The 23,263-nt window shown below is 68.5% G+C and carries 19 protein-coding genes and 7 pseudogenes; 7 read left to right on the top strand and 19 right to left on the bottom strand.

Annotated elements, in window-relative coordinates; all coding sequences use genetic code 11:
• The first annotated feature begins 271 nt into the window (after positions 1-271).
• From BN1555_RS35785 to BN1555_RS35775, 3 genes and pseudogenes are all read left to right on the top strand, one after another.
• On the top strand, positions 272-751 hold the full coding sequence (locus BN1555_RS35785; RefSeq protein ID WP_255306532.1) for a hypothetical protein: 480 nt from the start codon (positions 272-274) through the stop codon (positions 749-751).
• A gap of 367 nt (positions 752-1,118) precedes the next feature.
• Positions 1,119-2,038: pseudogene (locus BN1555_RS35780) on the top strand (IS5 family transposase).
• Positions 2,039-2,081: 43 nt separating this feature from the next.
• Positions 2,082-3,830, top strand: coding sequence for a protein kinase domain-containing protein (locus BN1555_RS35775; RefSeq protein ID WP_141662971.1), 1,749 nt, complete (start codon positions 2,082-2,084; stop codon positions 3,828-3,830).
• Between the two features lie 187 nt (positions 3,831-4,017).
• Here the strand turns inward: BN1555_RS35775 and BN1555_RS41110 are convergent.
• The 6 genes and pseudogenes from BN1555_RS41110 to BN1555_RS35745 form a co-directional block, all read right to left on the bottom strand.
• Positions 4,018-4,146, bottom strand: a pseudogene (locus BN1555_RS41110) (IS5/IS1182 family transposase); the annotation flags it as partial.
• Positions 4,147-4,272: 126 nt separating this feature from the next.
• Positions 4,273-4,707 carry a hypothetical protein gene (locus tag BN1555_RS39440; protein ID WP_176710356.1) on the bottom strand — a complete coding sequence of 145 codons (435 nt, stop codon included), beginning with the start codon at positions 4,705-4,707 and terminating at the stop codon, positions 4,273-4,275.
• 40 nt (positions 4,708-4,747) lie between these two features.
• Entirely contained in the window at positions 4,748-6,040 is a 1,293-nt protein-coding gene (locus BN1555_RS35760) for an IS256 family transposase (protein WP_093804123.1), read from the bottom strand.
• A 147-nt stretch (positions 6,041-6,187) separates the two neighbouring features.
• Positions 6,188-6,955 (bottom strand): transposase, encoded by a 768-nt coding sequence (locus BN1555_RS35755; protein WP_093796984.1) that lies wholly within the window; start codon positions 6,953-6,955, stop codon positions 6,188-6,190.
• Positions 6,956-7,079: 124 nt separating this feature from the next.
• The gene (locus tag BN1555_RS35750) at positions 7,080-7,955 is read right to left on the bottom strand and encodes an SDR family oxidoreductase (RefSeq protein WP_093804122.1); all 876 of its coding nucleotides are present in this window, start codon (positions 7,953-7,955) and stop codon (positions 7,080-7,082) included.
• Positions 7,956-8,446: 491 nt separating this feature from the next.
• Positions 8,447-8,590, bottom strand: a pseudogene (locus BN1555_RS35745) (transposase); the annotation flags it as partial.
• 72 nt (positions 8,591-8,662) lie between these two features.
• Here BN1555_RS35745 and BN1555_RS35740 point away from each other — a divergent pair.
• A pseudogene (locus tag BN1555_RS35740) lies at positions 8,663-9,778 on the top strand (IS3 family transposase).
• A 25-nt stretch (positions 9,779-9,803) separates the two neighbouring features.
• Here the strand turns inward: BN1555_RS35740 and BN1555_RS35735 are convergent.
• The 12 genes and pseudogenes from BN1555_RS35735 to BN1555_RS35680 all read right to left on the bottom strand — a co-directional run.
• Positions 9,804-10,470 (bottom strand): annotated as a pseudogene (locus BN1555_RS35735) (IS701 family transposase); the annotation flags it as partial.
• A gap of 53 nt (positions 10,471-10,523) precedes the next feature.
• Complete coding sequence (locus BN1555_RS35730; protein ID WP_093804121.1) at positions 10,524-11,165, bottom strand: gamma carbonic anhydrase family protein; 642 nt, start codon at positions 11,163-11,165, stop codon at positions 10,524-10,526.
• A 152-nt stretch (positions 11,166-11,317) separates the two neighbouring features.
• Positions 11,318-12,786: pseudogene (locus BN1555_RS35725) on the bottom strand (ISL3 family transposase).
• A gap of 180 nt (positions 12,787-12,966) precedes the next feature.
• Positions 12,967-13,230 carry a hypothetical protein gene (locus BN1555_RS35720; RefSeq protein WP_255306531.1) on the bottom strand — a complete coding sequence of 88 codons (264 nt, stop codon included), beginning with the start codon at positions 13,228-13,230 and terminating at the stop codon, positions 12,967-12,969.
• 74 nt (positions 13,231-13,304) lie between these two features.
• The gene (locus BN1555_RS35715) at positions 13,305-14,153 is read right to left on the bottom strand and encodes an inositol monophosphatase family protein (protein WP_176710355.1); all 849 of its coding nucleotides are present in this window, start codon (positions 14,151-14,153) and stop codon (positions 13,305-13,307) included.
• Entirely contained in the window at positions 14,128-15,315 is a 1,188-nt protein-coding gene (locus BN1555_RS38655) for a hypothetical protein (protein WP_141662970.1), read from the bottom strand. Before BN1555_RS38655 ends, BN1555_RS35715 begins: the two co-directional genes overlap by 26 nt.
• A 182-nt stretch (positions 15,316-15,497) precedes the next feature.
• Positions 15,498-16,247: an HAD family hydrolase gene (locus BN1555_RS35705; RefSeq protein ID WP_093804118.1), complete on the bottom strand. Its 750-nt coding sequence runs from the start codon at positions 16,245-16,247 to the stop codon at positions 15,498-15,500.
• A complete protein-coding gene (locus tag BN1555_RS35700; protein ID WP_093804117.1) occupies positions 16,204-17,715 on the bottom strand; it encodes a mannitol dehydrogenase family protein in 1,512 nt (503 codons plus the stop codon). Before BN1555_RS35700 ends, BN1555_RS35705 begins: the two co-directional genes overlap by 44 nt.
• Before the next feature lie 138 nt (positions 17,716-17,853).
• Positions 17,854-18,156 carry a hypothetical protein gene (locus BN1555_RS35695; RefSeq protein WP_093804116.1) on the bottom strand — a complete coding sequence of 101 codons (303 nt, stop codon included), beginning with the start codon at positions 18,154-18,156 and terminating at the stop codon, positions 17,854-17,856.
• 284 nt (positions 18,157-18,440) lie between these two features.
• A pseudogene (locus BN1555_RS41105) lies at positions 18,441-18,590 on the bottom strand (stage II sporulation protein E); the annotation flags it as partial.
• 572 nt (positions 18,591-19,162) lie between these two features.
• On the bottom strand, positions 19,163-19,741 hold the full coding sequence (locus BN1555_RS35685; protein ID WP_093804115.1) for a transposase: 579 nt from the start codon (positions 19,739-19,741) through the stop codon (positions 19,163-19,165).
• Positions 19,738-20,115 (bottom strand): winged helix-turn-helix domain-containing protein, encoded by a 378-nt coding sequence (locus BN1555_RS35680; RefSeq protein ID WP_255306530.1) that lies wholly within the window; start codon positions 20,113-20,115, stop codon positions 19,738-19,740. The genes BN1555_RS35685 and BN1555_RS35680 overlap by 4 nt, the downstream gene beginning before the upstream one ends.
• A 292-nt stretch (positions 20,116-20,407) precedes the next feature.
• On the opposite strand from BN1555_RS35680, the gene BN1555_RS41100 reads away from it, so the two are divergent.
• Both BN1555_RS41100 and BN1555_RS41095 read left to right on the top strand, forming a co-directional pair.
• Entirely contained in the window at positions 20,408-20,794 is a 387-nt protein-coding gene (locus tag BN1555_RS41100; RefSeq protein ID WP_255306529.1) for a hypothetical protein, read from the top strand.
• Positions 20,795-20,812: 18 nt separating this feature from the next.
• Positions 20,813-21,283, top strand: coding sequence for a hypothetical protein (locus tag BN1555_RS41095; protein ID WP_255306528.1), 471 nt, complete (start codon positions 20,813-20,815; stop codon positions 21,281-21,283).
• A gap of 37 nt (positions 21,284-21,320) precedes the next feature.
• Here BN1555_RS41095 and BN1555_RS35670 read toward each other — a convergent pair whose 3' ends face one another.
• On the bottom strand, positions 21,321-22,382 hold the full coding sequence (locus BN1555_RS35670; protein ID WP_093804113.1) for a PucR family transcriptional regulator: 1,062 nt from the start codon (positions 22,380-22,382) through the stop codon (positions 21,321-21,323).
• 236 nt (positions 22,383-22,618) lie between these two features.
• Between BN1555_RS35670 and BN1555_RS35665 the strand changes: the two genes are divergently transcribed.
• On the top strand, positions 22,619-23,224 hold the full coding sequence (locus tag BN1555_RS35665; protein WP_093804112.1) for a DUF1449 family protein: 606 nt from the start codon (positions 22,619-22,621) through the stop codon (positions 23,222-23,224).
• Positions 23,225-23,263 lie beyond the last annotated feature (39 nt).

Genomic DNA, 23,263 nt, shown 5'->3' with positions numbered 1-23,263 from the left:
TGGCGCGCCAGCCTCGGTGGCCAACGACTGTCGCAGCCTAGACCGGCCTCCCGGCGTCAAGAAAACAATCCGCAGAGTAACCACAGGAGCAGCCTCAGCGGCGTTTGCCGGCAAGCGTGCTGATCTGCCAACTGCGGTGCATCGTCACATCAATCGGGGGGGGGGAAATCCTCCCCCGTCGTCGCCGGACTCTGTCCACAGGGTCGCGACTTGAGCATCGGGTTCGAGGCCACCGCGATCAGCGGGGCGGCCTGTCGTTGAGGAGCCGCCCATGTTCCACCACCCCACCGTGCCGCTCGCCCCGATGACCCCGGACGTGGTGCTCAGCGCCTTCCGCTGCCTGCGGGCCATGGAGGCCGGCGACACCGAGGCGGCTGCCGGATTCGCCGACGCCGATCCGCGACTGCCCGCACTGCTCCCGAACGTCGCGCAGCGGATCATCGTCCCGGTCACCGCGATCCGCGCCATGTGCGGCATCGACCCGGAACCCGTCGACGACTCCTTCGCCCTGGAGGCCCTGGGGCGGGTCTTCGTGGACGCCCTACGCACCTGGGCGCAGGGCGGGCCAAACTCGGTGGAGGGCGTCGCCCATGCGGTCATCGCCTTCGTCAGGCAGCTCCTCACCGTGGAGGACTGCGGGGAGACCGTCGCCGAAGTCCTGCGCCAGCTGGAAGCCGTCGGCTTCGGCCAGGCCCTCGCTGCGCGCCCCACACCGGCCGGTGCACCTGCGGAACGCACCACAGCCGTGTAGTGCGCGCACCGAGCCCGCCGGTGGTGCGCACCGTGCGCGCACCACCGGCGGGAGGTGCGGTGCGCCCCGCGCGCCGCACGTATCGAGTGCGCGCGCCACGTCGCCGTTCGCCGTCCGCAGGCGGGGCGGACTCCTCTGTCACCCACCCCTTTGTCCGCGACCTGACCGGCGGCCGGAACCGGCTCTGGCAAGGGGAAACACTCCGGTGGCGAAGGTGGTAAAGGAGAGACGTGCGCCCGCCCGGACCTGGACAAGGGCTGGCAGGGCTCCCCAGCCAGAGCCGGACAAGGGACCCGGGCCGCCCACCCGGAGCCGGACAAGGGGTGGGCGGTCGGCCGGTGCGCACGATCCGGAAGGTGTGCTCCGCGTGCGGTGCGGAACAACGGATGTCGAGTGGGAACGGCTGCGGCCGTTCCTGCCGGTCAGCAACAGGCGTTGCGGTAGGTGGAGGGATCACGGACAGGTGATCGACGGGATTCTGCACCGGGTGCGGACCGGCGTTCAGTGACGTGACCTGCCCGAACGGTTCGGCCCGTGGAAGACCGTCTATGAACGCCACCGCCTGTGGTCGGCCGACGGAACCTGGGAACGCCTGGTCCAGCAGGTCTAGGCCGAGGCCGACGCGGCCGGGGAGATCGACTGAGACATCTCGGTCGACTCCACCATCGTGCGGGCGCATCAGCACGCTGCCGGCGCCCGCACCGAACCACCGCCGGCTCCCGCCTCAAAGGGAGGGCGCAGCGGCAGAACACCAGGACGAAACGCCGTGTCGGAGCCTCGTCGCCCGCTTGGTGGAGGTGGCACAGGAGGTGAGGGCCTGGGCCACTCGCGCGGCGGGTTCACCACCAAGCTCCACCTGAGCGCGGACGGCCGCCACCGCCCTCTGTCCCTGATCGTCACACCGGGACAGCGGGCGGACTGCACTCAATTCAAGCCCGTGCTGGAAAAGATTCACGTCCTGCGGATCGGGCCGGGCAGGAAATCCGACAGCCTTGTGGCGAAGAAGGCTTACAGCAACGGTCCGTGCCGCGAGTACCTGCGGCGCCGGGCCATCCGGCACACGATTCCGGAGAAGACCGACAGTCAGACCGCCCGACTGCGCAGAGGGTCGCGCGGCGGACGGCAACCCGGCTTCGACGAAGAGCGGTACAAAAAACGCAACGCTGTCGAGCGAGCCATCAACCGACTGAAACAATACCGGGCGGTGGCCACTCGCTACGACAAGCGCCGCTACGTCTACCTGGCACCATCACCGCAGCAGCCCTCGTCATCTGGCTCCGCACGTGATCACCCGAATCGCCCTGGAAGTCGGCATGTACATTGTCTCGTCGTGATCGAAAGTGTGGGTGGGCGAGTCGTCGCCGACAGGTATGTACTCGCCGACCGACTGGGCAGCGGCGGTATGGGCACGGTGTGGCGTGCCTGGGACCATCTGTTGCAGCGGACGGTGGCCGTCAAGGAACTCCACGCCGTCGGCGGTGGGTACGAGCAGCAGGCGGCGATGCGGCGTGTGCTGTCGGAGGCACGGGCGATCGCCCGGGTGACGCACGCCCATGTGATCGACATCTACGATCTGGTGGAGTTCGACGGCGGTCTGTGGATCGTCATGGAACTGGTGCCGGGTGGCTCGCTGAGTGAGCGAGTGCGATCGAGCGGGCTCCTGTCACCGGTGGAGACGGCCCGCGTCGGCCTGGAGGTTCTGTCCGCATTGGACGCGGTCCACGCGGCCGGTGCGCTGCACCGGGACGTGAAACCGGCCAACGTGCTCCTGCGCACGGACGGCAGCAGCGTGCTCACCGACTTCGGTATCGCCGCCCTGTCCGGTCACACAGGTCTCACCGGCACGGGGGGCGTGGTCGGCTCGGCCGAGTACATGGCCCCGGAACGCCTGCGCGATCAACCCGCCGGACCGGCCAGCGACTTGTTCTCCCTCGGCGTCACCCTGTGTTTCCTTGCCTCCGGTCAGACCCCCTTCGCCCGCGGGGACCTCACGGCCACCTCGTTCGCCGTCGCCTTCGAACCGCCCTCCGTCCATGTCCAGGGCCCGCTGGGCGACGTCATCGAGCAGTTGCTGGACAAGGACCCCGCCAAGCGCCCGTCCGGAGCACACCTCGCGGACGCGCTGCAGTCGATAGTCGACGGCGCTCCCCAAACAATGCAGGCGACACTGCGGCAGCCGGTGCAGCCTGCACGTGCGAACCGGCGCCGTACATCGGCCGCAGGGGCGAACCGGCGCCGCACGGCGATCACGGGGATGATCGCCGTGCTGGTGCTCCTCGCCGGAGCGGGCGTGACCGCATACGTCGCCGGAGACGACCCCGGCTCTGGTTCGCCCAACCAGCCCGGGCAGACGTCCACCGGTGCCCATGCAGTCTCGCGTGTGGATGCGGTGATGCCGGTTCCGGGTGTACGGGGCAGGTTCTGGGTGTTCTCCGGCAGCGAGTACATGGTCGTCGAGACAGGTGCGGACCCGGCGTCGGCGCGGCGGGTGAGCGGGCCCGCCCCGATCGCACAGTGGCGCAAGACGTTCGGCGGACTGGACCACTTCACGAACAGGATCGACGCGGTCCTGCCGGTTCCCGGCGACGACCATCGCTTCTGGGTCTTCTCCGGCGACCAGTACCTGCTCGTCCACATCGCGGGCGACCGCTCCGGCAAGGGCCGCCTCCAAGAACCACGCCCCCTCACCGACTGGAGCAACAGCATCGGCGGGGCCCCGGGCTTCTCGCATCGTGTGGATGCGGTGATGCCGGTTCCGGGTGTACGGGGCAGGTTCTGGGTGTTCTCCGGCAGCGAGTACATGGTCGTCGAGACAGGTGCGGACCCGGCGTCGGCGCGGCGGGTGAGCGGGCCCGCCCCGATCGCACAGTGGCGCAAGACGTTCGGCGGACTGGACCACTTCACGAACAGGATCGACGCGGTCCTGCCGGTTCCCGGCGACGACCATCGCTTCTGGGTCTTCTCCGGCGACCAGTACCTGCTCGTCCACATCGCGGGCGACCGCTCCGGCAAGGGCCGCCTCCAAGAACCACGCCCCCTCACCGACTGGCCGTCAATGAGGCCATTCCGAACGGATTGAACCAGCCAGGCTGGACACTTGACCGGAACGCGGCGGTCACAACAGTGCCGACACGGCAGGAAGAACACCCTCCGCGAGTCACCCGACAGTCACATGATCGGGCGGACAGTTCCTCGTCGCGCCAGCGGCGGACGGTGGACTCCGGCACGTTGTTGCCACCGGCCATGTCAGCCAGGCGCTGGTCGTAGCGCAGTACGGCCAGGACGATCACCGCGATCTTCCCGGGCGGCAGGGTCCGCCACCGGGACCGGATCACTTTCAGGTGACGTCGCAGCAGGTCGGCGAGGTGGCTGACGGTGCGCGTGGACAGCGGCAGACGGCACTGGTAGACAAGCGGGCAGGTGTCCTCGGCGTGCTTTTTGGTTTTCGTCACACAACTCCAACGGTCGCCGGGGGCACCCCGGTTACGCCGGCGCCTCGCTGCCGTAGACGGCAGACCAGGTCACAGGCGGGTGGTGAACCGGCCATCGGGCAGTTTGCGCAGCCAGCCGCGATCGACGGGGCTGACCAGCTTGCCCCGCATGCTGACGTCGATTCCCAGCACGTCGCCGACCTGCCGGGCCATGACCGGACCGGCGGCACGCCGCACGGCGGCGAGAATGCGCTGGTAATCCGGCGGAAGGGTAGTCTCCTCCACGCCTGAGGTGCGGTGCGGGATCAGCATCACCGCACGTCCGCCCACCTGCCCGGGCGCCGGCGCGACAGAGGCGTGCTCGTCGGCGAGCTGTTCGCTCATCCGCTCAAGGACCCGCTCCGCGACGGCGAGCTCGTCCCGCTCGGCCCATACCTCCGTCAGCTGCTTGGCCCGCTGTTCTTCGAGCCCGTCCAGCTCCGCGCGCCGCGCGGTAATCCGTTCCAGCAGCTCAGGATCCAGCATGGGGTCTGTCAATCGAACGGTGTAATGAGGGTGGTTGGGGTTACTGACGAGCTGCGGAGAGCCGGCCGTCGAAGGTGATGTCGAAGGCGTTCAAAGCGGTCTTCCAGCGCAGGGTCCAGCGGGCCTGCCCCTTGCCGGTCGGGTCGAGCGACATGATCGCCATGTAGACGCACTTCAACGCGGCCTGCTCGTTCGGGAAATACCCGCGGGCCTTGACCGCCCGCCGGATCCTGGCGTTCACCGACTCGATCGCGTTGGTCGTGCAGACGATGCGGCGGATCTCGGTGTCGAACCGCAGGAACGGGGTGAACTCCTCCCACGCGTTCTCCCAGAGCCGGATGATCGCCGGGTATTTCCGGCCCCACGTGTCGGCGAACTCGGCGAACTGTTCGAGTGCGGCCTCCTCGGTCGCGGCGGTATAGACCGGCCTGAGGACTTTGGCGATCTTGTCCCAGTCCTGGCGGGCGGCATAGCGGAAGGAATTCCGCAGCAGGTGAACCACGCAGGTCTGCACGATCGTCTTCGGCCAGACGGTCTCGACCGCGTCGGGCAGGCCCTTCAGCCCGTCGCAGACCAGCATCAGAACGTCGTTCACGCCGCGGTTCTTGATCTCGGTGAGGATGTGCATCCAGTGCTTGGCGCCCTCGCCGCCGTCACCGGCCCACAGCCCGAGGATCTCGCGCCGGCCCTCGACAGTGACGGCCAGCGCCACGTAGATCGGCCTGTTGGCGACGGCGCCGTCGCGGATCTTGACGTGGATGGCGTCGATGAACACGACCGGATAGACGGGGTCGAGGGGGCGGTTCTGCCATTCGGTCATGCCCTCGAGGACCTTGTCGGTGATCGTGGAGATCGTCTGGCGGGAGACGTCGGCGCCGTAGACCTCGGCCAGGTGGGCCTGGACCTCGCCGGTGGTCAGGCCTTTCGCGGACAGCGAGATGACCATCTCGTCCACCCCGGTCAGGCGCTTCTGCCGCTTCTTGACGATCTTCGGCTCAAAGGATCCGTCGCGGTCGCGGGGCACGGTTATCTCCACCGGGCCGACGTCCGTCAGCACGGTCTTCGCGCGGGTGCCGTTGCGGGAGTTACCGCCGTTCTTCCCGGCCGGGTCGTGCTTGTCATAGCCGAGATGGTCGGTGATCTCGCCCTCCAGTGCGGACTCCAGCAGCCGCTTCGTCAGCTGCTGGAGCAGTCCGCCCTCGCCTGTCAGCTGCAGGCCCTCGGCCTGGACCCGGGAGACCAGCTCGTCGATCAGCCGGTCGTCCACCGCCCTCGCCGGCTGGGGCTCTATCGCCTCGCTGATCTCGGCTTTGGACACGTTCTCACTGGTCATCGGTGCATCCTCCATGATCGGGAGTTACACCGAACGATTTACAGTCCCCCGCAACCTATTTTGCGGCTGGTGTCTGAGCTAAGGGTTGTCCCGTAAATGATCTTCGAGTCGTCTTGGGTAGGGCTGGTCGCTGTGCGGTCCGTTGGCCTACCCGGCGAGAGCGAGGTTGTGCAGGCGGGCGATGCCGAGCATGGCGTGGTGGACTCCGTCGCCTTTGAGGCGGCAGTCGCGGAGGATCTTCCAGGTCTTCATGCGGGCGAAGACGTGCTCGACGCGGGCGCGGACCTGCTTGTGGGACTTGTTGTGCGCCTGCTTCCACTCCGGTAGTTCTTCGCCTTTGCGCCGGCGGTGTGGCATGACGAGTCCGGTGCCGGGGTAGCCACCGTCGGCGATCGTGAGGGTCTTGCCGACGGCCGCCTTGGCGCCGGATTCCTCCCAGGCTTTGCAGTCGTTGCGGTTTCCGGCAAGCGGTCTTCCCACCGCGACGACCAGGCGGGTGTCGGCGTCGATGACGACCTGATGGTTGGTGGAGTACCGGTAGTTCTTCGACTGCGCGGCGATGGCGTGGTCCCGGGTCGGGACCAGAGTGCCGTCCACGATCAGCACGGTGTCCTTGGCGAACCGCTTGCGGGGCTGGAGCGCGAGCATCGGCCCGAGGTGGTCGATGATGCGGTCGGCCGCCGACTTGGAGACCCCGAACAGCGGGGCGAGCTGGCGCATGGTCAGGTTGGTGCGCCAGTACGCCGCGACCAGCAGGGCCCGGTCCTCCAGCGGAAGGCTCCACGGCCGGCCCTTGCGGACCGCATCCGCACCCTCGCGTCGCAGCACGGTCACCAGCTTCCCGAAACAGCGCGGGCTCAGCCCGGTGAACGGGGCTATCCAAGACGGCTCCGACGCCGTGATCACACCAGCCACACCAAGATCATCTCACCCGTGACCAGCAGTTACGGGACAGGCCTTAGGACACCAAGGCCAAGGAGTGTGAAGCGGCTCGGCCGGACATCTGGTGCTTGAGCATCGTGACCCTGTTCGTCTCGCGTCACTCGGGACTGTGGCCCTGTGCCGGCTGCGGCGTCGAAGAAGGCCTTGGTGGTGTGCTCTGCGTCAGAGCACGGGCGGCGGCGAGTTCATCGCGTGACGCCTGTACCACCAATTCGAGGGAGGTGTAGGCGTCGTCACCGATAGGGATACGCAACGGGGCGAGTCGGTCGGCGCCGACGATGTCGAGTACCTGCGCAGCGCAGTCCTCCGGCCGTCCCAGGGCGGGATTCTCCGCCATGCCGCGCACACCGTGCAGAGTTCCGGCGGTCACCGTGGAGTACTCGGAAAGCCGACGGTCCGATTCGGCGAGGGACGCACCGTAGCGGGTGGCGAATCCGCCCGGTTCGATCACGGTGACCCGGATGCCCTGCGGGGCCACTTCTGCGGCCAGCGCCTGACTCATCCCCTCCAGAGCGTGCTTACCCGCGACGTACGCACCCAGCCCCGGGAACGGCATGCGACCTGCTATCGAGGAGACGTTGACGATATGGCCGTGGCCCTGGGCCCGCATGAGCGGCAGAACCAGACGGACCAGCCGCCAGGGTCCCACGACCAGGGTCTCCAATTGGTCGCGCACCTCGGCGTCGGAGACCTCCTCGACCGCGCCGAACAGGCCGGCTCCCGCGTTGTTCACGAGGACATCGATGCCGCCCAACCGGTCGGCAGCGACCCGGACCGCTTCCTCACATTGGGCGGCGTCACGCAGTTCCAGCGGAATTGGAATGATCCGTCCTGGCCAGGCAGCGACCAGGTCGTCCAAAGCGGCGGCCTTACGCGCGGTGACCGCCACCTCGTGTCCTGCCCGGGCCGCCGCCGCAGCCAACGCCCGCCCCAGTCCCGAGGAGCACCCTGTCACCAGCCAACGTCGCACCATTTATCCCTCCATTGCGTCCCACGGTCCAGCCACCTGCACCGATCCAGGCCCGCCCCATGGTCCGGCACGAGGGGGCACTGGTCACCCTCGCGGGAAGGGGCGCCATGGCGCACGCCAGGGGCGCGCAGCAGGACTGTCGTCCCTCGCGACGACCTCGAGGCGGAAGGGTATCCGCATGGCCGGCCTCGTCGGCGGCGAGGCGGTCGAGGCCCTTGCTCTCCGAGCGGGCACGGGCGAAGCTGGACCGGACTGCCGCCCGCACCGCCCGCCCCGGAGACCGCAGGACCGCTCCCTCGTGCAGTTGCCCGGGGACTGGTGCGGTGCACCACGTTGGGCGCACACGGTGTACCCGACGATGCCCACGCATCGTCATCGCCAGGCCGATGAAGGAGTCGGCAGAAGCCAGGACGTGCGGCATCGGCACACTCCCCCGGCCCGCAGCCGTAGCGCCTTTTACTGACCGTTTCAGAATGAGTTCGGAGTCGTCTCAAGCAGATGATGCCGCAGGCGAGTTGAAGCAGGCCGAGGTGCAGGTCGGCGCGTACCTCGTAGCGGATGCGCAGGCGCTTGAACTGGTGGAGCCAGGCGAAGGTCCGCTCGACCATCCAACGGGTCTTGCCCAGACCCGAGCCGTGGACGACGCCGCGACAGGCTATGTGAACCGTTCCGGGTTCGGTAGGGACTCGATCATTTGAGAGGATCGAGTCATGGCACGTTCTTCTCAGTACCCGCTTGAGCTGCGCAAACGAGCTGTCCGTATGGTCGCCGAGGTGCGGCCGGACTACGACACCGAGTGGTCCGCGATGAAGGCCGTCGCATCGAAACTCGGCATCGGCACGATCGAGACGCTGCGCGTGGGGTCTCCCCTGCTCGAACGCAGTTGAGAGCTTGGGGAAGGGGGCGGCAGGACCCGGTCGATACCGGTGCCCGGCCGGGCACGACAACGGAGGAGTCGGCCGAACTGAAGCGGCTGAAGAAAGAGAACGCCGAGCTGAAGCGGGCCAACGACATCCTCAAGGCCGCGGCAAGTTTCTTCGCGGCCGAGCTCGACCGGCCACACACACGCTCGTAGCGTTCATCGACGAGCACAAGGGCCGCTTCGACGGCGTCGAGCCGATCTGCCGGGTCCTCACCGGGCACTCCTGCAAGATCGCCCCCTCCACCTACTACGCCCACCGCAAACGCCAGGCCGCACCCGCGGCCCGCACCGTCCGCGACACCGAGCTGAAGTCTCAGGTCAAAGAGGCGTACGACACCAACCACCGCGTCTACGGCGCCAGAAAGATCTGGCGGCATCTGAACCGCCAGGGCCATCCCGTATGGCGACATGGACCGGCGTCGTCTACGTCGCCTTCGTCGTGGACACCTTCTCCCGCCGCATCGTGGGCTGGTCGGCGGCCACCACGAAGGAGACCCGGCTCGTCCTAGACGCGCTGGGGATGGCCCTTTGGCAACGTGATCGCGATCAACGCACCGATGTGCGAGGCGAATTGACATATCATTCGGATGCCGGGTCCCAGTACACCTCGTTCAAACTGGCCGAACACCTCGACGCCGCCGGCATCGCGGCGAGCATCGGCTCGGTCGGGGACGCACTGGACAACGCCCTGATGGAATCGACCATCGGGCTTTACAAGACCGAGCTGATCAAGCCACAGCGCCCCTGGCGGACGCTCGCCCAGGTCGAGCTCGCCACCGCCGAGTGGGTCGACTGGTACAACCACAGCCGACTCCACGGTGAGATAGGGCACATCCCGCCCGCCGAGCACGAAGCAAACCACTACCTCAACACCACGACAACCCAAGTCACACCCAGCATCTGAAATCTCTACCGAACCCGGAACGGTTCACCCCGCGCTGTTCCAGCCAGTAACGCAAGCCTTTGACCTGCCCGTATGCCTCGTCGGCGGTCAGCCATGCGAACGGCACCCCGGCTCCGAGCGTCCGCTCGATCATGGCTTTGGCGTGTTCGGTCTTCGTGGCGAAGGCGACCTCGTCGGGAATGGCTGCGGCCCGGCAGCGTTCCCGGTCATCGGTCCAGGACGCGGGCAGGTACAGCTCCCGGTCGATCAGCGTGTGACCGGCATCGGTGGCATAGGCCAGGAACGTGCCGACCTGGCTGTTCTCGACCCGGCCCGCAGTACCGGTGTACTGGCGCTGAACCCCGGCCGAGCGAACCCCCTTCTTCAGAAACCCGGTGTCGTCCACGACCAGCACCGCCTGCCGGTCACCGAGGCGTTCGACCACGAACTCCCGCACATCGTCACGGACTTCGTCCGACTCCCAGCCGCACGTATTGAGCAGCCGCTGCAGGCGGTCCGGCCGGCCATGCCTCGCATGCTCGGCGACCGTCCACGCGTTCCTTCCGCTCCAGCGACGACACCAGCTCCCGCATATAGGCCAACGCCGACTCCCGGGGTTCGGAACGCTGAAACCGGTGTACGAACCGCTCGTGCACCTCCTCCAGCCCCGCCACCCACCGCCACACATCACCAGCTTCGAGGTCCCCACCCATCACAGGAACAACGACCACCACGACAACTCGTCACGCCAAACGCGGTTGCAGTACTAGCCGAGATTCAGAACCTCATCGTCCGCGTGCGTGCCGAACTCGGCGACGCGCACCTCCGCGATGTGCTCGTACCGGCTGATCCGGTCGGTCCACTCCGCGTCGATGCCGAACGCCACCTGCGCGAAGCCCACCCGCCCGACAGCCTTGGCCAAGCCCGGATCGCCAGGTGCCAGCAGCCGCACCGGCGCGTCAAGCGCCACGGTGTGCGGCGGCACGGAGTACTCGTCCGGCAAAACGGTGCGCGCATGGACGAGCGCGCCGACAGCCACAACCGAGCCGGCCCCCAACCGTGCGCACTGCAGGACCGTCGCCGCGGTCGCCACATAGGCGCACCTGCCGACCTCGCAGCCCAGCAGTGTGGCATGCGGCCCCACGAAGACGTGATCGGCGACAAGCACCGGCTGATCGCCGGCGACCGCAGACCCGCGCAACACCGCGTTCTCGCAGATCACCGCCGCCTCCCCGACCTCGATCCGGGCCCCCTCGGCATCGAGCACCGCACCGTACATCACTCGCGCTCTCGGCCCCACGCGGACATCGCCAACGAGCGTGGCCGTCGGGGCGACGTAGGCGGTGGGATGGACCTGCGGTTCATGCCCGCGGTGCCGGATACGGATTCCCTGCGCTTCAGCGATCATGAGCGGATTCTCACCGACCGACCGCGAGCATGCTGGCGGATTTCAGACGCCGCGTTCGCCGGGACATGTGCCATCCGCGATCTGAGGCACTACAGGAGGGTCTGTCAATCGAGCGGCTCTGTCCCGTAATCGGTGGTGACGAGGGGTGACGTTCAGTGCAGGAGGATGCGGTGGCGGAGAAGGTCGAAGCCTGCGCGGCCGTGCGTCTGCCTCATGATTCGTTTGGTGCGGGTGTTGACGTCTTCGGCCCGCCCATGGTGGTGCGGGAGGGTGAGGCCGGCGTTGACGGCTGCACGGTCGAGTTCGAGACCGTTCGCAAAGGCGTGGAGGTAGGGCAGCTGGGCCGCGCGGACGCCGACGATCCACGCGGTGAGCTTCTTGTAAACGAGGCCAGTTGGGTCACCCCTGGACAGGACGCGGTGAGCTCGGCGAGGAGACTTGTGTCCCTGTCCCGGAGATGGTCGGGATACGTGAGTAGGAGGCGGGCCAGCCGTTGCGGGGTGGTGACGGGCCGGTCGCCTTCGGCCCGGCCCTGGGTGATGTAGCGGTAGAGGAGGTTGAAACTGCCGGTGTAGCCCTGCTCCTGGACCTCCCGGAACAACTGTTTCACGGGGACAGCGGGGTCGGCCGCACGGCGTCCTCGCAGGTGGTCGCGGTAGGGGCCGAACAGCGTGGGCCGGTAACGCGGCGCCCGACGTAGGGCTCGGGTGCGTGCGTAGCGCTTGACGGTGTTGAGGGACAGGTTCAGGCGGCGGGCGCATTCGAGCAGGCCGACGCCTTTGCCCAGGAGGTCGTGGATCTGGTGTCGGCGTTCGCGGGTGGTCCGCTCGTGGACGCCGGCCGGGCGGGGCGTGTTCGCGGTGGCCCAGCAGGCGCTGTGGGAGCGGACCTCGGCCAGGGGCTTCTCGCACAGGTTCTTCCACAGGTGCCAGCGGTCGCTGACCTGCACCGCAGCTCGCAGCCCGCAGCCCGCAGGGCCCGGCGCACGGCCTCCCCGTATGCGCCGGAGCCATCACGGCAGACGGCCTCGACACCAGGGCGCTCGCGTAGCCACCGCTCCAGGACGTCGGCGCCACGGCCCGGAAGTACGTCGATACGTTCGCCGGTTTCGGCATCGATCAGGACAGTCGCGTAGCGGTGGCGGTGCTTGAGCGCGAAGTCATCGACGCCGAGGACGCGTGGCACCCGCACCACGGGCAAGGGCAGGCGGGCCAGAAGCCTGAGCGCTGTCGAGCGGAATATCGCCGCAGCCAGGACACGGGAGAGGCGGGCGCCCACCCGGCCCGCTACCTCCTTCACCACAGGCCCGAGCTGGTCAGCGAGCCGGCATGTGCGCCGCTGATAGCGTTCGATCAAGCCTGGGACCTGTTCACGGAACGTCTGCCGAGGGCAGCCCGGAGCCGGGCAGACCAGGCGCCGGACCTGCACCGATACCACGACGCGCCTGCCGTCCGCCAGCACATCCGCGATCGTACGCCGGGTGGATGCCGTGCACCCGCCCCGTCGGCTGCCCGCACACCGGGCACTGCACCGGATCGTCCCGCGTCAGGGCCCGCACCCGGATGAACTCGCCCTCGTCCGCCACATCCTCGACGACGAGCGATCCAAGTCTCGAAAGCACCACGACTACAAGGTCGTTGGCATCTTCCATGCATCGTCAAGGACTACCGTCACCCCTCGTCACCACTGATTACGGGACAGAGCCGAACGTTGACAGACCCGCGCCTGGCACCTCCTCCCGGCCACCACATAACGAAGAGGGGCCATCCGGCCCCGGCCGGACAGCCCTTCACCAAGATCTTCATCGACCTTCTAGCGGGTGTTCCGTGCCGAGAGTATCGGCGAGGTAGCCGGACAGGGCCTCGGCTTCGGGCCGCTCGGGCAGGCACTCGGTAATGGCGAGTGCCGCGTCACGGGCTGCCCGCCGGGTGCCGACGACCATCAGCACACTGCCGGCCGCGGTGAGTTCCGCGGCGCCAGCGGCGAAGACCTGGTAGTCGGCGATCCCGCCTGGCAGACGGGTCCGGGCGTTCCACCGGCCTCCGGAGCCGGGGACCGACGCCACACTGGCGGGCCGGGCGCGCCGGTCGTGTGCGTGCGGTCGGGCCGGTGAGCTTGGCGGGTTGGGGCCTGCCGTGTCTATGCCTCGCCATGTCCCACACGGGGCATCGCGAGTGGGGGGTATACGTCGGCGAGTAGTGCGCGAAGTTGTGTCCACATGGGTGGCGGGGCGGCCAGGACGTCGCCGCTGGCGGGCCATGTCTCCTGGGACGGGCCGATGAGGTCGCCGACGGTCCCTCCGGCTTGCAGGACCAGCAGGGCGCCGGCAGCGCAGTCCCACGGTTGGAGTCCGGGCGCCCAAACGGCATCGGCCCGGCCCCCGGCGACCTGGGCCAGCGCGGCGGCTGCACTGCCTCCGCGTCGCACGTCACGTACCCGGGGCACCAGTGCGTCCACCATGCGGCCGGCCCATGCACGCTGCGAACCGCGGCCGACATTCAGCTCGACCAGCGCGCGGGCGAGATCGCCCTTGTCCAGAAATCCGACCTCTGTGCCGTTTACCTGGGTTCGTGCACCGGTGCGGGCCTGGGTCAGCAGGTCGAGGGCGGGCTCGATGACGACACCGGCGAGCAGTCTGCCGCCTGTCACCTCGGCCGCGGCCACGCTGACCGCCCAGTCCGGCCGTCCGTACAGGTAATTGGTGGTGCCGTCGATGGGGTCGACGATCCAGCGCACGTCGGCCCTGCCCGGCGTGGCGCCGTCCTCCTCGCCCAGGACGGCATCGTGGGGCCGATGTCGGGCCAGTACGGTGCGGATGGCGTGCTCGGTGTCGCGGTCGGCCTGACTGACCAGGTCGTCCGGCCCCTGCTTCTCCTCGATGAGCAGTTGGTTCGCGCGCTCGCGCCAGGCCATGGCGGTGCGGGCGCCTGCTTGTGCGGCGGCGCGGGCGACGGCCAGCAGGTCATCGGGGTTCACCGAGGGATTCACCGGGCTCCTTTCGCACGGCGCTCCAGGTGGCCGGCCCGAGCACTCCACGGGCAATCGAGCCGAGGAGGACGGCGCACGCCGAACTCAGACGCCGACTCAGTGCACCGATGGTGTTCAGACTGCGGCTACTGAAAACCAGGTAGGCGGTCATCACCGACAGCCATGGCAGCAGGGCGGCCAACGGATGCGGCTCATGCCGGAGAACTGGCACCGCCCATTGCACAGCGGCACCGGCCAGGACGATCAGCGGGCGGCGCTGCGGGAGAAGGACCGCTGCTGCGGTTGCCAGTGCGCCCAGTGCGGTTGCCACTGCGGCACTCGTTGGCGCCCCGGGCGTGGTGAGCAAGGAACCAGTGAGCGCGGCTCCTGTGCCCGCGACCAGAAGCGCTGCGTTCCAGGGGGCCGCCGTCGAGGTGTGTTCGCGCAGCGGCGTCCAGTCGGCGGGAGCCGGTACGTCGATGCGGCGAGGCAGCCAGCGCACCAGAGCCAGCAGGTGTTCGCGAGCGTGTTCGGGGCGGGCGGACCAGGTGAGCTGTCCCCGGTCCGCGCTGGCGAACGCTGTGGCTTCCAGTGCCCACCGGCTGGTGACGAAGGCTATGCCGAACGCCCACAGCGCCACGGCCGCCACAACGCCCAGCGCGGGATCCTCGCCCAGGTCCACGGCGAGCGCGAAGCCCGCCATGCCCCGTACGGCATAACCCGCACCGACCACGATCCACAGTGCGATCACTGCCGGGCGCAGTGGTGACGGCACCTCGCCGCTGCGGCCCGTGCACTTGGCGCGAAGCGTCTCGTAGAGGACCGCGGTACTGAACACCCCCGCGGTGACGGCAGCCAGCACCGGCCCGAGGTGAAGAGCGGGCCATGCCAGCGCCAGACTCGCGGCCACGGCCAGGCGGCCGACCGCCACCGTGCAGCTGGCCAGCACATGTGGTCGGGCGCTCTCGATCGGGCCCGGCAACCGCCCACGGGCCCCCTTGGCGGGGTGCTGCTGGTCGGCGACGAACCCGCGCACGTCGTTCCACTGATAGCGGGCTGGATAGATGAGAAGTTCCAGGGCTGCCCACACCACGAGGGCCCGCAGGAGTGTGTGTCCGCCCACATCTGCGCCGGCGAGTACCGCCAGAGCGAAGGTGAACGGCATGAGCAGCCCTTTGATCATGTCCTTGGGACGAGGTATGGCGAGGTAGGCGGCCAGGGAGCGGGGTGCGCCGCGCGTAATCCGCGCGTGCAGTGCTTGCGGTTGGCGGACGTGCCGGTCATGTCCGCCAACCGCGCGGTCGCGATGTGCGGGCCGGGGTGCCGCTGATGTGACCGGGGCGGGCGCGCCTCTCGTGTGACTGCTCATGTCCGCACCACAACAGTGCTGTCCGCCAGGTCCCGGGCGAGGCGGTCCCAGGACTCGGTCACCCACACCGCGCCGGCCTGCTCAAGTTGCGCGGTTCGGTCCCCGCGTTCCCCGGGGGGCACGAACTGCACCATGCCGACGGTGGTGATGCCCGCCGATACCGCTGATTCGACTCCGGTGGCCGAGTCCTCCAAGGCCACTGCCTGCTGCGGTTCGATCCCCAGCCGGGCCAGAGCCGACTGGTAGATCGCCGGGTCCGGTTTGCTCGTGGGCACGGGCAGGCTGTCCTCCGCACTGAAACGGTCAGCCGGGGGCAGCAGATGGTCCAAGCCGCTGGCGGTGAAGCACGCCGCGAGACGGGTCAGTGCGCTGGAGCTGACCACGGCCAGCCGGTAACGGCGGTTGAGCGTCCGCAGAGCTGCCAGGACGCCCGGGTGCGGCAGCAGAACCTCCCCGAGGTGAGAGGTGACCTCCTCCTTCTCGCGCGCCACCCACATCTCCAGCTCAGCACTGTCCACACTGATACCGCGCCGACTGAGCAGGTCCTGGGCCGTGGTGCGGAAGTTCTTCCCGGTCGTGGTGCGACGCAAGTGCTCGGCTGAGAAGTCACCCGTGAGCCCGAACCGGTCGGCGAAAGCCTGCGTGACGGCTGCCGACGCGCCGAACGCCGGTTCTTCCGAGGGGAACAGCGTCCCGTCGGCATCAAGCAGCAGTGTCGTGATTCGGGTCAGATCCGGCTTGTCCATGGGTCTCCTGGGTTCGAGGGTCCGCCTGTCGGACGGCGGTCGCTGGAAGCGATGCAGCAGCGGACGTGATGCCCGTGCGGGAGAGCGCGGTCAGGGAACGCTGGATGTCCGCCACTGTGCGGCTGTCCCGCGCGAGGTCACCGAAGATGTCGTCAATGGCCAGCAGGGCCCCGGGGTCGTCACCGCCCCGCAACGCCGCCTCCCGCAGCTCGTCCGCACGGGCGTCCTGCACGTCGATCGGCCTGCCGTCGAGGTCGACTCCGCGCAGATAGCGCATCCACGCGGCGACAGTGAAGGCCAGTCGAGTACGCGGGGATCCCTCGGCGCGTGCAGCCTGCAGCGAAGGCAACAGGTAGTCGGGCATCTTGGTCGAGCCCCGGCGGCACAGTCGGGCCAGCTCATCACCTATGCCGGGGTTGCGCAGACGCTCCAGCACGGTGTCGCAGTACTCGTCGAGTTGCATGCCCGCGACATCCGAGGGAAGCAGAGGAGCGATCTCCTCACGCATGAGCCCTTCGACGAATTCGGCAACGACCGGGTCACCCATCGCCTCATCCGTGCTGCGGTGACCTGCCAGGTACCCCACATACCCAAGCGCGCAGTGGGTGCCGTTGAGCAGCCGACTCTTGATAAGTTTGTACGGCGCGACATCGTCGACAAAGCGCACACCCACCCGATCCAGAGGAGGCCGGTCATTGCAGAAGTCGTCCTCGATCACCCACTGGCTGAAAGGCTCGGTGATCACAGGCCAACGGTCACCCACACGGAAGTCGAGTGCCACCAGATCACAGTCTTCCGGAGAGGTCGCCGGGGTGATGCGGTCCACCATGCTGCCGGGGAAGCTGACCCTGTCCCCGATCCACTGGGCCAGCTCGGGCTCGCGCCTACGGGCCAGGGTCGTCACCGCCTCCCGCGTGACCGCGGCGCTGTCAGGCAGGTTGTCGCACGACAGGACCGTGAAGGGGGCCTCGTTGGCGCGGCGCCGCGCTTGAAGAGCGTCGACGATTAGGCCGAAGATGGAGTTCCGCGCCTGCTCGGGGCCGTCGGGCACCGTGTAGCCGTCAGCGGTGATCGTCAGCGTGACCAGCCGGATACGGGGATCGGTCAGTCGCGTGCGCACCGCGTCCGGATCCTCGGCCAGCAGGAGGTACTCGACCATACTGCCGACCACCTTGGCGGCGTAGGTGTCGATTCCTCGTTCGATGACCGTGAACAGGTTGTCCTGTGCGCCGAGGACTTCGCCCATCTCGGGACGGTGGATCCCGACGCCGATCACACCCCAGTGGAAGAAGCCCAGTTCGGCCAGTTGGTCGAAGTAAACAGCCTGGTGAGCACGGTGGAAGCCACCGACCCCGAAATGGACGATGGCGGGCCTCAGCCGTGCTCGGTCGTATCCGGGGAGCTCAAGGTGACCGCTGGTCCTGTCGAGACTGCGGTTGTTCAAAGCAGGGGTAACAGGATCTCGCATGGCCACCCCTCGGTGGTAATGGCAGACCGTCGTGACATGCCAGGCCGATCGCAGAGGCGGCATCCGCCCGCCAGGTGGACATCCATCCGGCTGCGAGTGCTACAGATCACTGAGCAGTGATCCGAGTGACGCTGAACCCTACTTTGGCATGAGATAGGCGTAAACACGCGATTTGCTCCTGCCTGTGCACGGCTCATGGGTTTCCGCCCGCTCGCAGCCGCGATGCCGCCCGCGGACGTGCTCGACCGGGGACCGTGCCCGCACCACCGAAGGAGCCACAAGCCGCAAGGGCAACCACTGCGGAAGTGCCGGATTGTCGTCGAGCTTGCGCAGCCCCTTGGCGGTGGCGCGCATGAGCTCGGTGGGGAGGGTGTAGGTCTCGCTGTCCAGCTGGAAGGACCAGGTACGGCCGAGGGCCTCCTGGCGCTGGGCGCGGGCCACTGCGGAAGTGCCGGATGAGGTGCTTTCTCCCCGCCGCGAGGAAGGCCGCGGCCCCAGGCCCGCCCGCCCGCCGAGCATGAGAAAGGCCGAGTGAGGGTTCCTCGGGGGCCTGCAGCGGCGGCTGCCGGGCCCGCTTCGTGTCCCCGATTCCCTGTCCCCGCAGGAGCAAATCCTGGCCTCGTACGCGTAGGCGGCTTTGTGCGGCGTGCCCCGCACACAGGCACCCAAATGGCCGCTTTCCGAGGCGGCACCGCGTCGTTGGCCCAGGGCATGCCCCTCTTGACGGGCTCCATCGCTGCGTGGATCACCACCCGCCCGTCGGCGTAGCTACGCGGCGGCGTCAGCTGCCACTGCATCTCGGCGGCGATGTTCATCGGCTCCGTACGCGCCAGACACGCGAAGGAGTCGCTGTGTCCGCGCTTGCTGGCCAGGATCCAGCGTCGTGTTCGGACAGTGGGCCGCGTACCGCAGCAGCACCTCGCGCTCGGCCTGGTCCACCGCCAGCGACCACCGGTGCTTGGTGGCCACCCATTCGCCGATGTACCGGCAGTGCACGGCCGGGGCCGGGGCATGAGAAGCCCAACGATCACGCACCTACCCAGACACGAGCCTGCTCCCTCCCACCGCTCAGACGTCCGGACGCATTCGGCTGAGCCCGGCGTCCCCGGCTGTGTTCTTGAGCTATGAAACGAACACGTCTCCTCACCCTCGCCGCGTTGACTACAGCACTGCTTTCAGCCGCCTCGGCTTCGGCCCAGGCCGCCACTTCGAGGCAGGTCTACTGTTCCGGCGTCCTGGGCTGCCTCGTTCAGGAGTGGGGGTGGCCAGTGCGCCCGTCAGGTATACATCTGCGAGACAGACGCTCCACCCGGCACGCTGCTGGACGTCGCCCTTCTCAACTGTGTTCAGGCCGGCGAGGCATCCGCGATCAGCACCGGGGCCGACCCAGGGCTTCAAACGCCGGGGCCGACTCAAAACTTCACCAGAACCGTCACTACTGATCTTTTCATTGGTTCTGTGGGGTTGGTGGGTGGATGGTGAGTCCGGTGTGGGCGAGGAAGGACCATGGCGGTCGGGGGTTGGTGTTGATCCGGTGGATGCCTTGTTCGGTGGCGTCGGCGACATCGGCGAGGTGGTCGCCGGCGAGGTTGGCGAGTTCACGCTTCCTGAGCGGGGGCCACAGCAGTTCCACCGGGTTGAGCTCGGGTGCGCAGGCGGGTAATCGTTCCGGGGTGAGCCAGTCCTGTTCGGCGACCCAGGCCCGCATCGCCCGGCTCCAGTGGGCGGACAGGCCGTCCCGGACCAGGACCACCCGCTCGCCGCGGTAGAACACCTTCATCTGCTCCAGGACCTCGATGAGTCCGGCGGTGTCGTAGCTGCCGGGCTTGAGGTGGAAGCACAGGCGGGCCCCGCGACCGGGGTCGGTGGAGTGGAATCCCAGGGCCCCGGCCATCGACGCGCGCTTCCAGTTCAGCCGGTGCCGCAGACGCGGAGTCCGTCCTCGGGGCGCGTAGGAGCGGCGGATCTGAGGGAGCAGGGAGGCGCCTGATGCGTCGAGGAAAACGATCCAGGCACGTGTGTTCACGGCCTCTTTTTGATGCGCGGCCACTCGTGCGCGATCCAGCGGGCGATCTTTGACTCGCTCCGCTCGACCGCCCGGCGCTCTGGCCGTTGCAGGCTCCATCCGAGCCGGCCGGTCAGCAGCCGCCACACCGACGCCCTGGACAACACCACCCCTGTCACCCGGGTGACGACCGCGCCGACTCGTTCCAGGGTCCACAGGCCGGCCTCGAAACCATGAGCCCGGGCGCCTTGCTCCAACGCGGCCCGGACCGTCTCGACCTGGGCGTCGTCCAGCTTGGGCGGGCGTCCGGTGGCTGCCCGTCGCCGCAGAGCCGAAGCACCGCCCTGCTCCCACACCCGCCGCCAACGCCGCACACTCTCGGCACACACCCCCACCGCCCTCGCGGTCCCCGCATTCGAGACACCGTCCTCGAACAACTCGACTGCCCGAACGCGACACGCCCGCGCCAACTGAGGCCCCGACAGAGGAGGAAGGGAAGAACCGGCAACCGAAGCGGAAGGTTGATAAGTCACCCCGACAGCCTCCCACCCACACGGCCACCACACCCACCGGACTTACGAAAAGATCAGCAGTAGGCTGGTGCGGCGCGCCTTTCCTGATCGTCGCACCTGTCGGCCGAGGCTCACCTCTTCACCTGCTCGATGTGACCACGCCGAGGGACTGCAAGTGACGAACTGGCTGGTGACGCTCCGCGGCGCCGCACTGGCGCTGCTCGCCCTCCGGGACGTCTTCCACACACTGTGGCATCCCACCCGCCACGGAGGACCCAGCCGCCGCGTCATGACCATCGCGTGGCACCTCTCGGCCGGTTTCGGCCGGCGGCGCGCAGTCGGACTGGCAGGCCCCCTCGGCATGGTCACAGTCGTGGTCCTGTGGGCGGTCACCGTCATCGTCGGCTGGGCCCTGATGTACTGGCCGCACCTGCCGGCCGGGTTCTCGTTCGCCGAGGGGCTGACACCGACGGATCACGCGGGGTTCCTCGACGCCGTCTACGTCTCCGTCGTCACCATGGCCACTCTGGGGCTCCGCGACATCGCGCCGGCCGACGGTTGACTGCGCATCCTCGGCCCCTTGGAGGCCGTCGTCGGCTTCGCCCTGCTCACGGCCACCGTGACCTGGGTCCTGGGCATCTTTCCTGCTCACGCCCGTCGGCGAGCCGTCGCCCTGCGCATCTCCCAACTCCGGCGCGCCGAAGTGTCCGAGCGGGCGCTGTCCACGTCGCACGCCGCCACCATGCTGCAGGGCCTCATCTCCGATCTGGCGCACGTTTGCGTGGACTTCCGGCAGTACGCCGAGTCGCACTCCTTCCGCGACGGCGACGAGAACACCTCCCTGGCGGCGGACATCATGTACCTCGCCTCCCTCGCAGAGCGGCTGCCCGACGCTGCGGGGCCGGACACCTCGCTTGTCCGGGAGCTCCCGGGTGTGCCCCTGCACGACCTCGCGGTCACGCTTGATGAGCGGTTCCTCCACACCGGTGGAAGCACGTGGCAGGTGCTCACCCGCTACGCACAGGGCTACGGGCGCGCCGCGAAAGGGTGACCGGTGTGAGGACCCGTCACTGCACGAGGCCCTGCCGTCAGAGCGCCTGGTCCGGCCAGTCCAGCAGGCGGGCTCCGACCACCGCCGTCTGCAGGGTGTACCGATCGACGGGGTCGCCGGGATCGGCGCCTGTCAGCTGGTGGATCCTCTCCAGCCGGTACGTCATCGCCCTGGCGCTCAGGGAGAGTTGCCGGGCGGCCTCGGCGGCCACACACCCGGTGCGGAAATACGCGTCGAGGGTGTCGATGAGCGGCTGAGCTCCGCCGCGAGCCTGCTGGAGCGGTCCGAGTACGGTGCGTACGAGGTCGGCCATGGCCTGCCGGTCACGGGTGAGGACCGGGTAGACCAAGAGGTCCGCGGCGTACAGGACCGGGTCCTTCAAATGCATGCGCGCGGCCAGGCCAAGGGCGTTGAGTGCCTCCTCGTAGGAGTGGACGACTCCGCCGACACCCGGGTGTGGGCGGCCGATGGCCACCCGGCCGCCGTCGGTCGCTGCGTACGCCTGCTTGGCGAAGAAGTTGAGGACTTCACCCTCGTCACCTGGCGCGATGCAGATGAGCAGGCCGTTCTTCGTGGTGAGCAGTATGCGACGGTTCCCGAAGCGGGCCGCGAGCGATGCCTCGATGCCGCGGGTGACCGCGTAGCCGTCTTCGTACGGCTCGGGCCCCTGGGCTACGGAGACCGCATGGGAGTGGGACAGCAACAGCCCGAAACGCTCAGCTCGTTCGGCCAGATGCCCCGCATCGCTGCGCCCGTGGAGCAGATCGTCGATGAACTCCCGTCGGGCGGCCTCCTGCTGGCGGATCGCGAGCCGTTGCGCCCGCTCGTGTCCCTCGGCGAAGGCATCCACGGCCTGTTCCACTGCCGTGAGGAGGTGATCGGCGCTCGCGCCCCGTAGGCACGCCCGTACGTCCTGGGCGGCGGACAGGTGGGCTCGCACCAGGAAGCGCAGTCCGAGGCCGGCCTCGGCAGCCCGTTCCCCCTGTGCCCGCAGTGTCGCCAGTTCGTCCCGTGTCAGTCTTCTGCCGGTGGCGCAGGCGCCGGCCAGGATCTGGGCGTACCCCTCCAGATATGTCCCGGCTGTGTCCAACTCCGCCATTCCGTCCCCCGTTCTTGACGCGCCGATGACGCCTTCCTGACGCGTGGACGTCAAGAGTGGCACGCCTGTGCCGAGGGGCGGCCACCGGCATCAAGGGGCCGTAAAGATTGCCGGTGGACGGCAATGCGAACTCGCCGACCGTCCTGCCAGCATGAGGCCATCGGAGCCGGGCGCCCGAGGTCAATGCCGGAGCCCGGAAAGCAGCACGCCGCAGCATGGAACAAGAGGGAAGAGCAATGGACGAGTTCCTGCATGCCACGGCCACCTTTCCCGCCGTGCTGTTCTCCGCGGCCCTCGTGGTCGTCGTCGGATTCTGGCTGCTGGTGCTGCTCGGCGCCGCCGACCACGACAGCTTCGACGCGGACGTGGACACCGACGCCCTCAGCCTCGGTGGAGTCCCCGTCTCGGTGTCGGCCTCGCTGCTGATCGCCCTGTCCTGGTTCTCCAGCGTCACCGGCTCCATCCTTCTCGCTCGTACGGGCTGGTCCGATGCCCTGCTCCATCTCCTCGGAGCTGTGCTGCTGTTCGCCTCCGTGATCGGGTCCTGGCGCCTGACGCGCGCACTCGTGCGCCCGCTCGCCAAGCTCTTCCCCGACGAACCCGGGCCGTCCGTGCAGGACTTCGTCGGCCTCACCTGCACCATCCGCACGCGGCGGGTGGACGCGGACTTCGGCCAGGCGGAGGTCGCCGCCCGGGACGGTTCCACCGCCGTCGTGCAGGTCCGCCAGAACGACACCGGCCCCCTGGCGCTCGGCAGCACAGGGCTGCTGTACGCGTACGACGACGCCGGCGAGTTCTTCTGGGTCGCGCCCTTCGACGCGGCGCTCGACCCCCGCGGCTGACCGCCGCCCCTTCTCACTTCCGCTCCCACCTCTGATTCG

The organism is Streptomyces sp. Wb2n-11, from assembly GCF_001049855.1.
In the GTDB taxonomy this organism is placed as follows: Bacteria; Actinomycetota; Actinomycetes; order Streptomycetales; family Streptomycetaceae; genus Streptomyces; species Streptomyces altiplanensis.
Note: the sequence above shows the minus strand (reverse complement) of the source record. Positions and strands in the feature narration are given on the sequence as shown.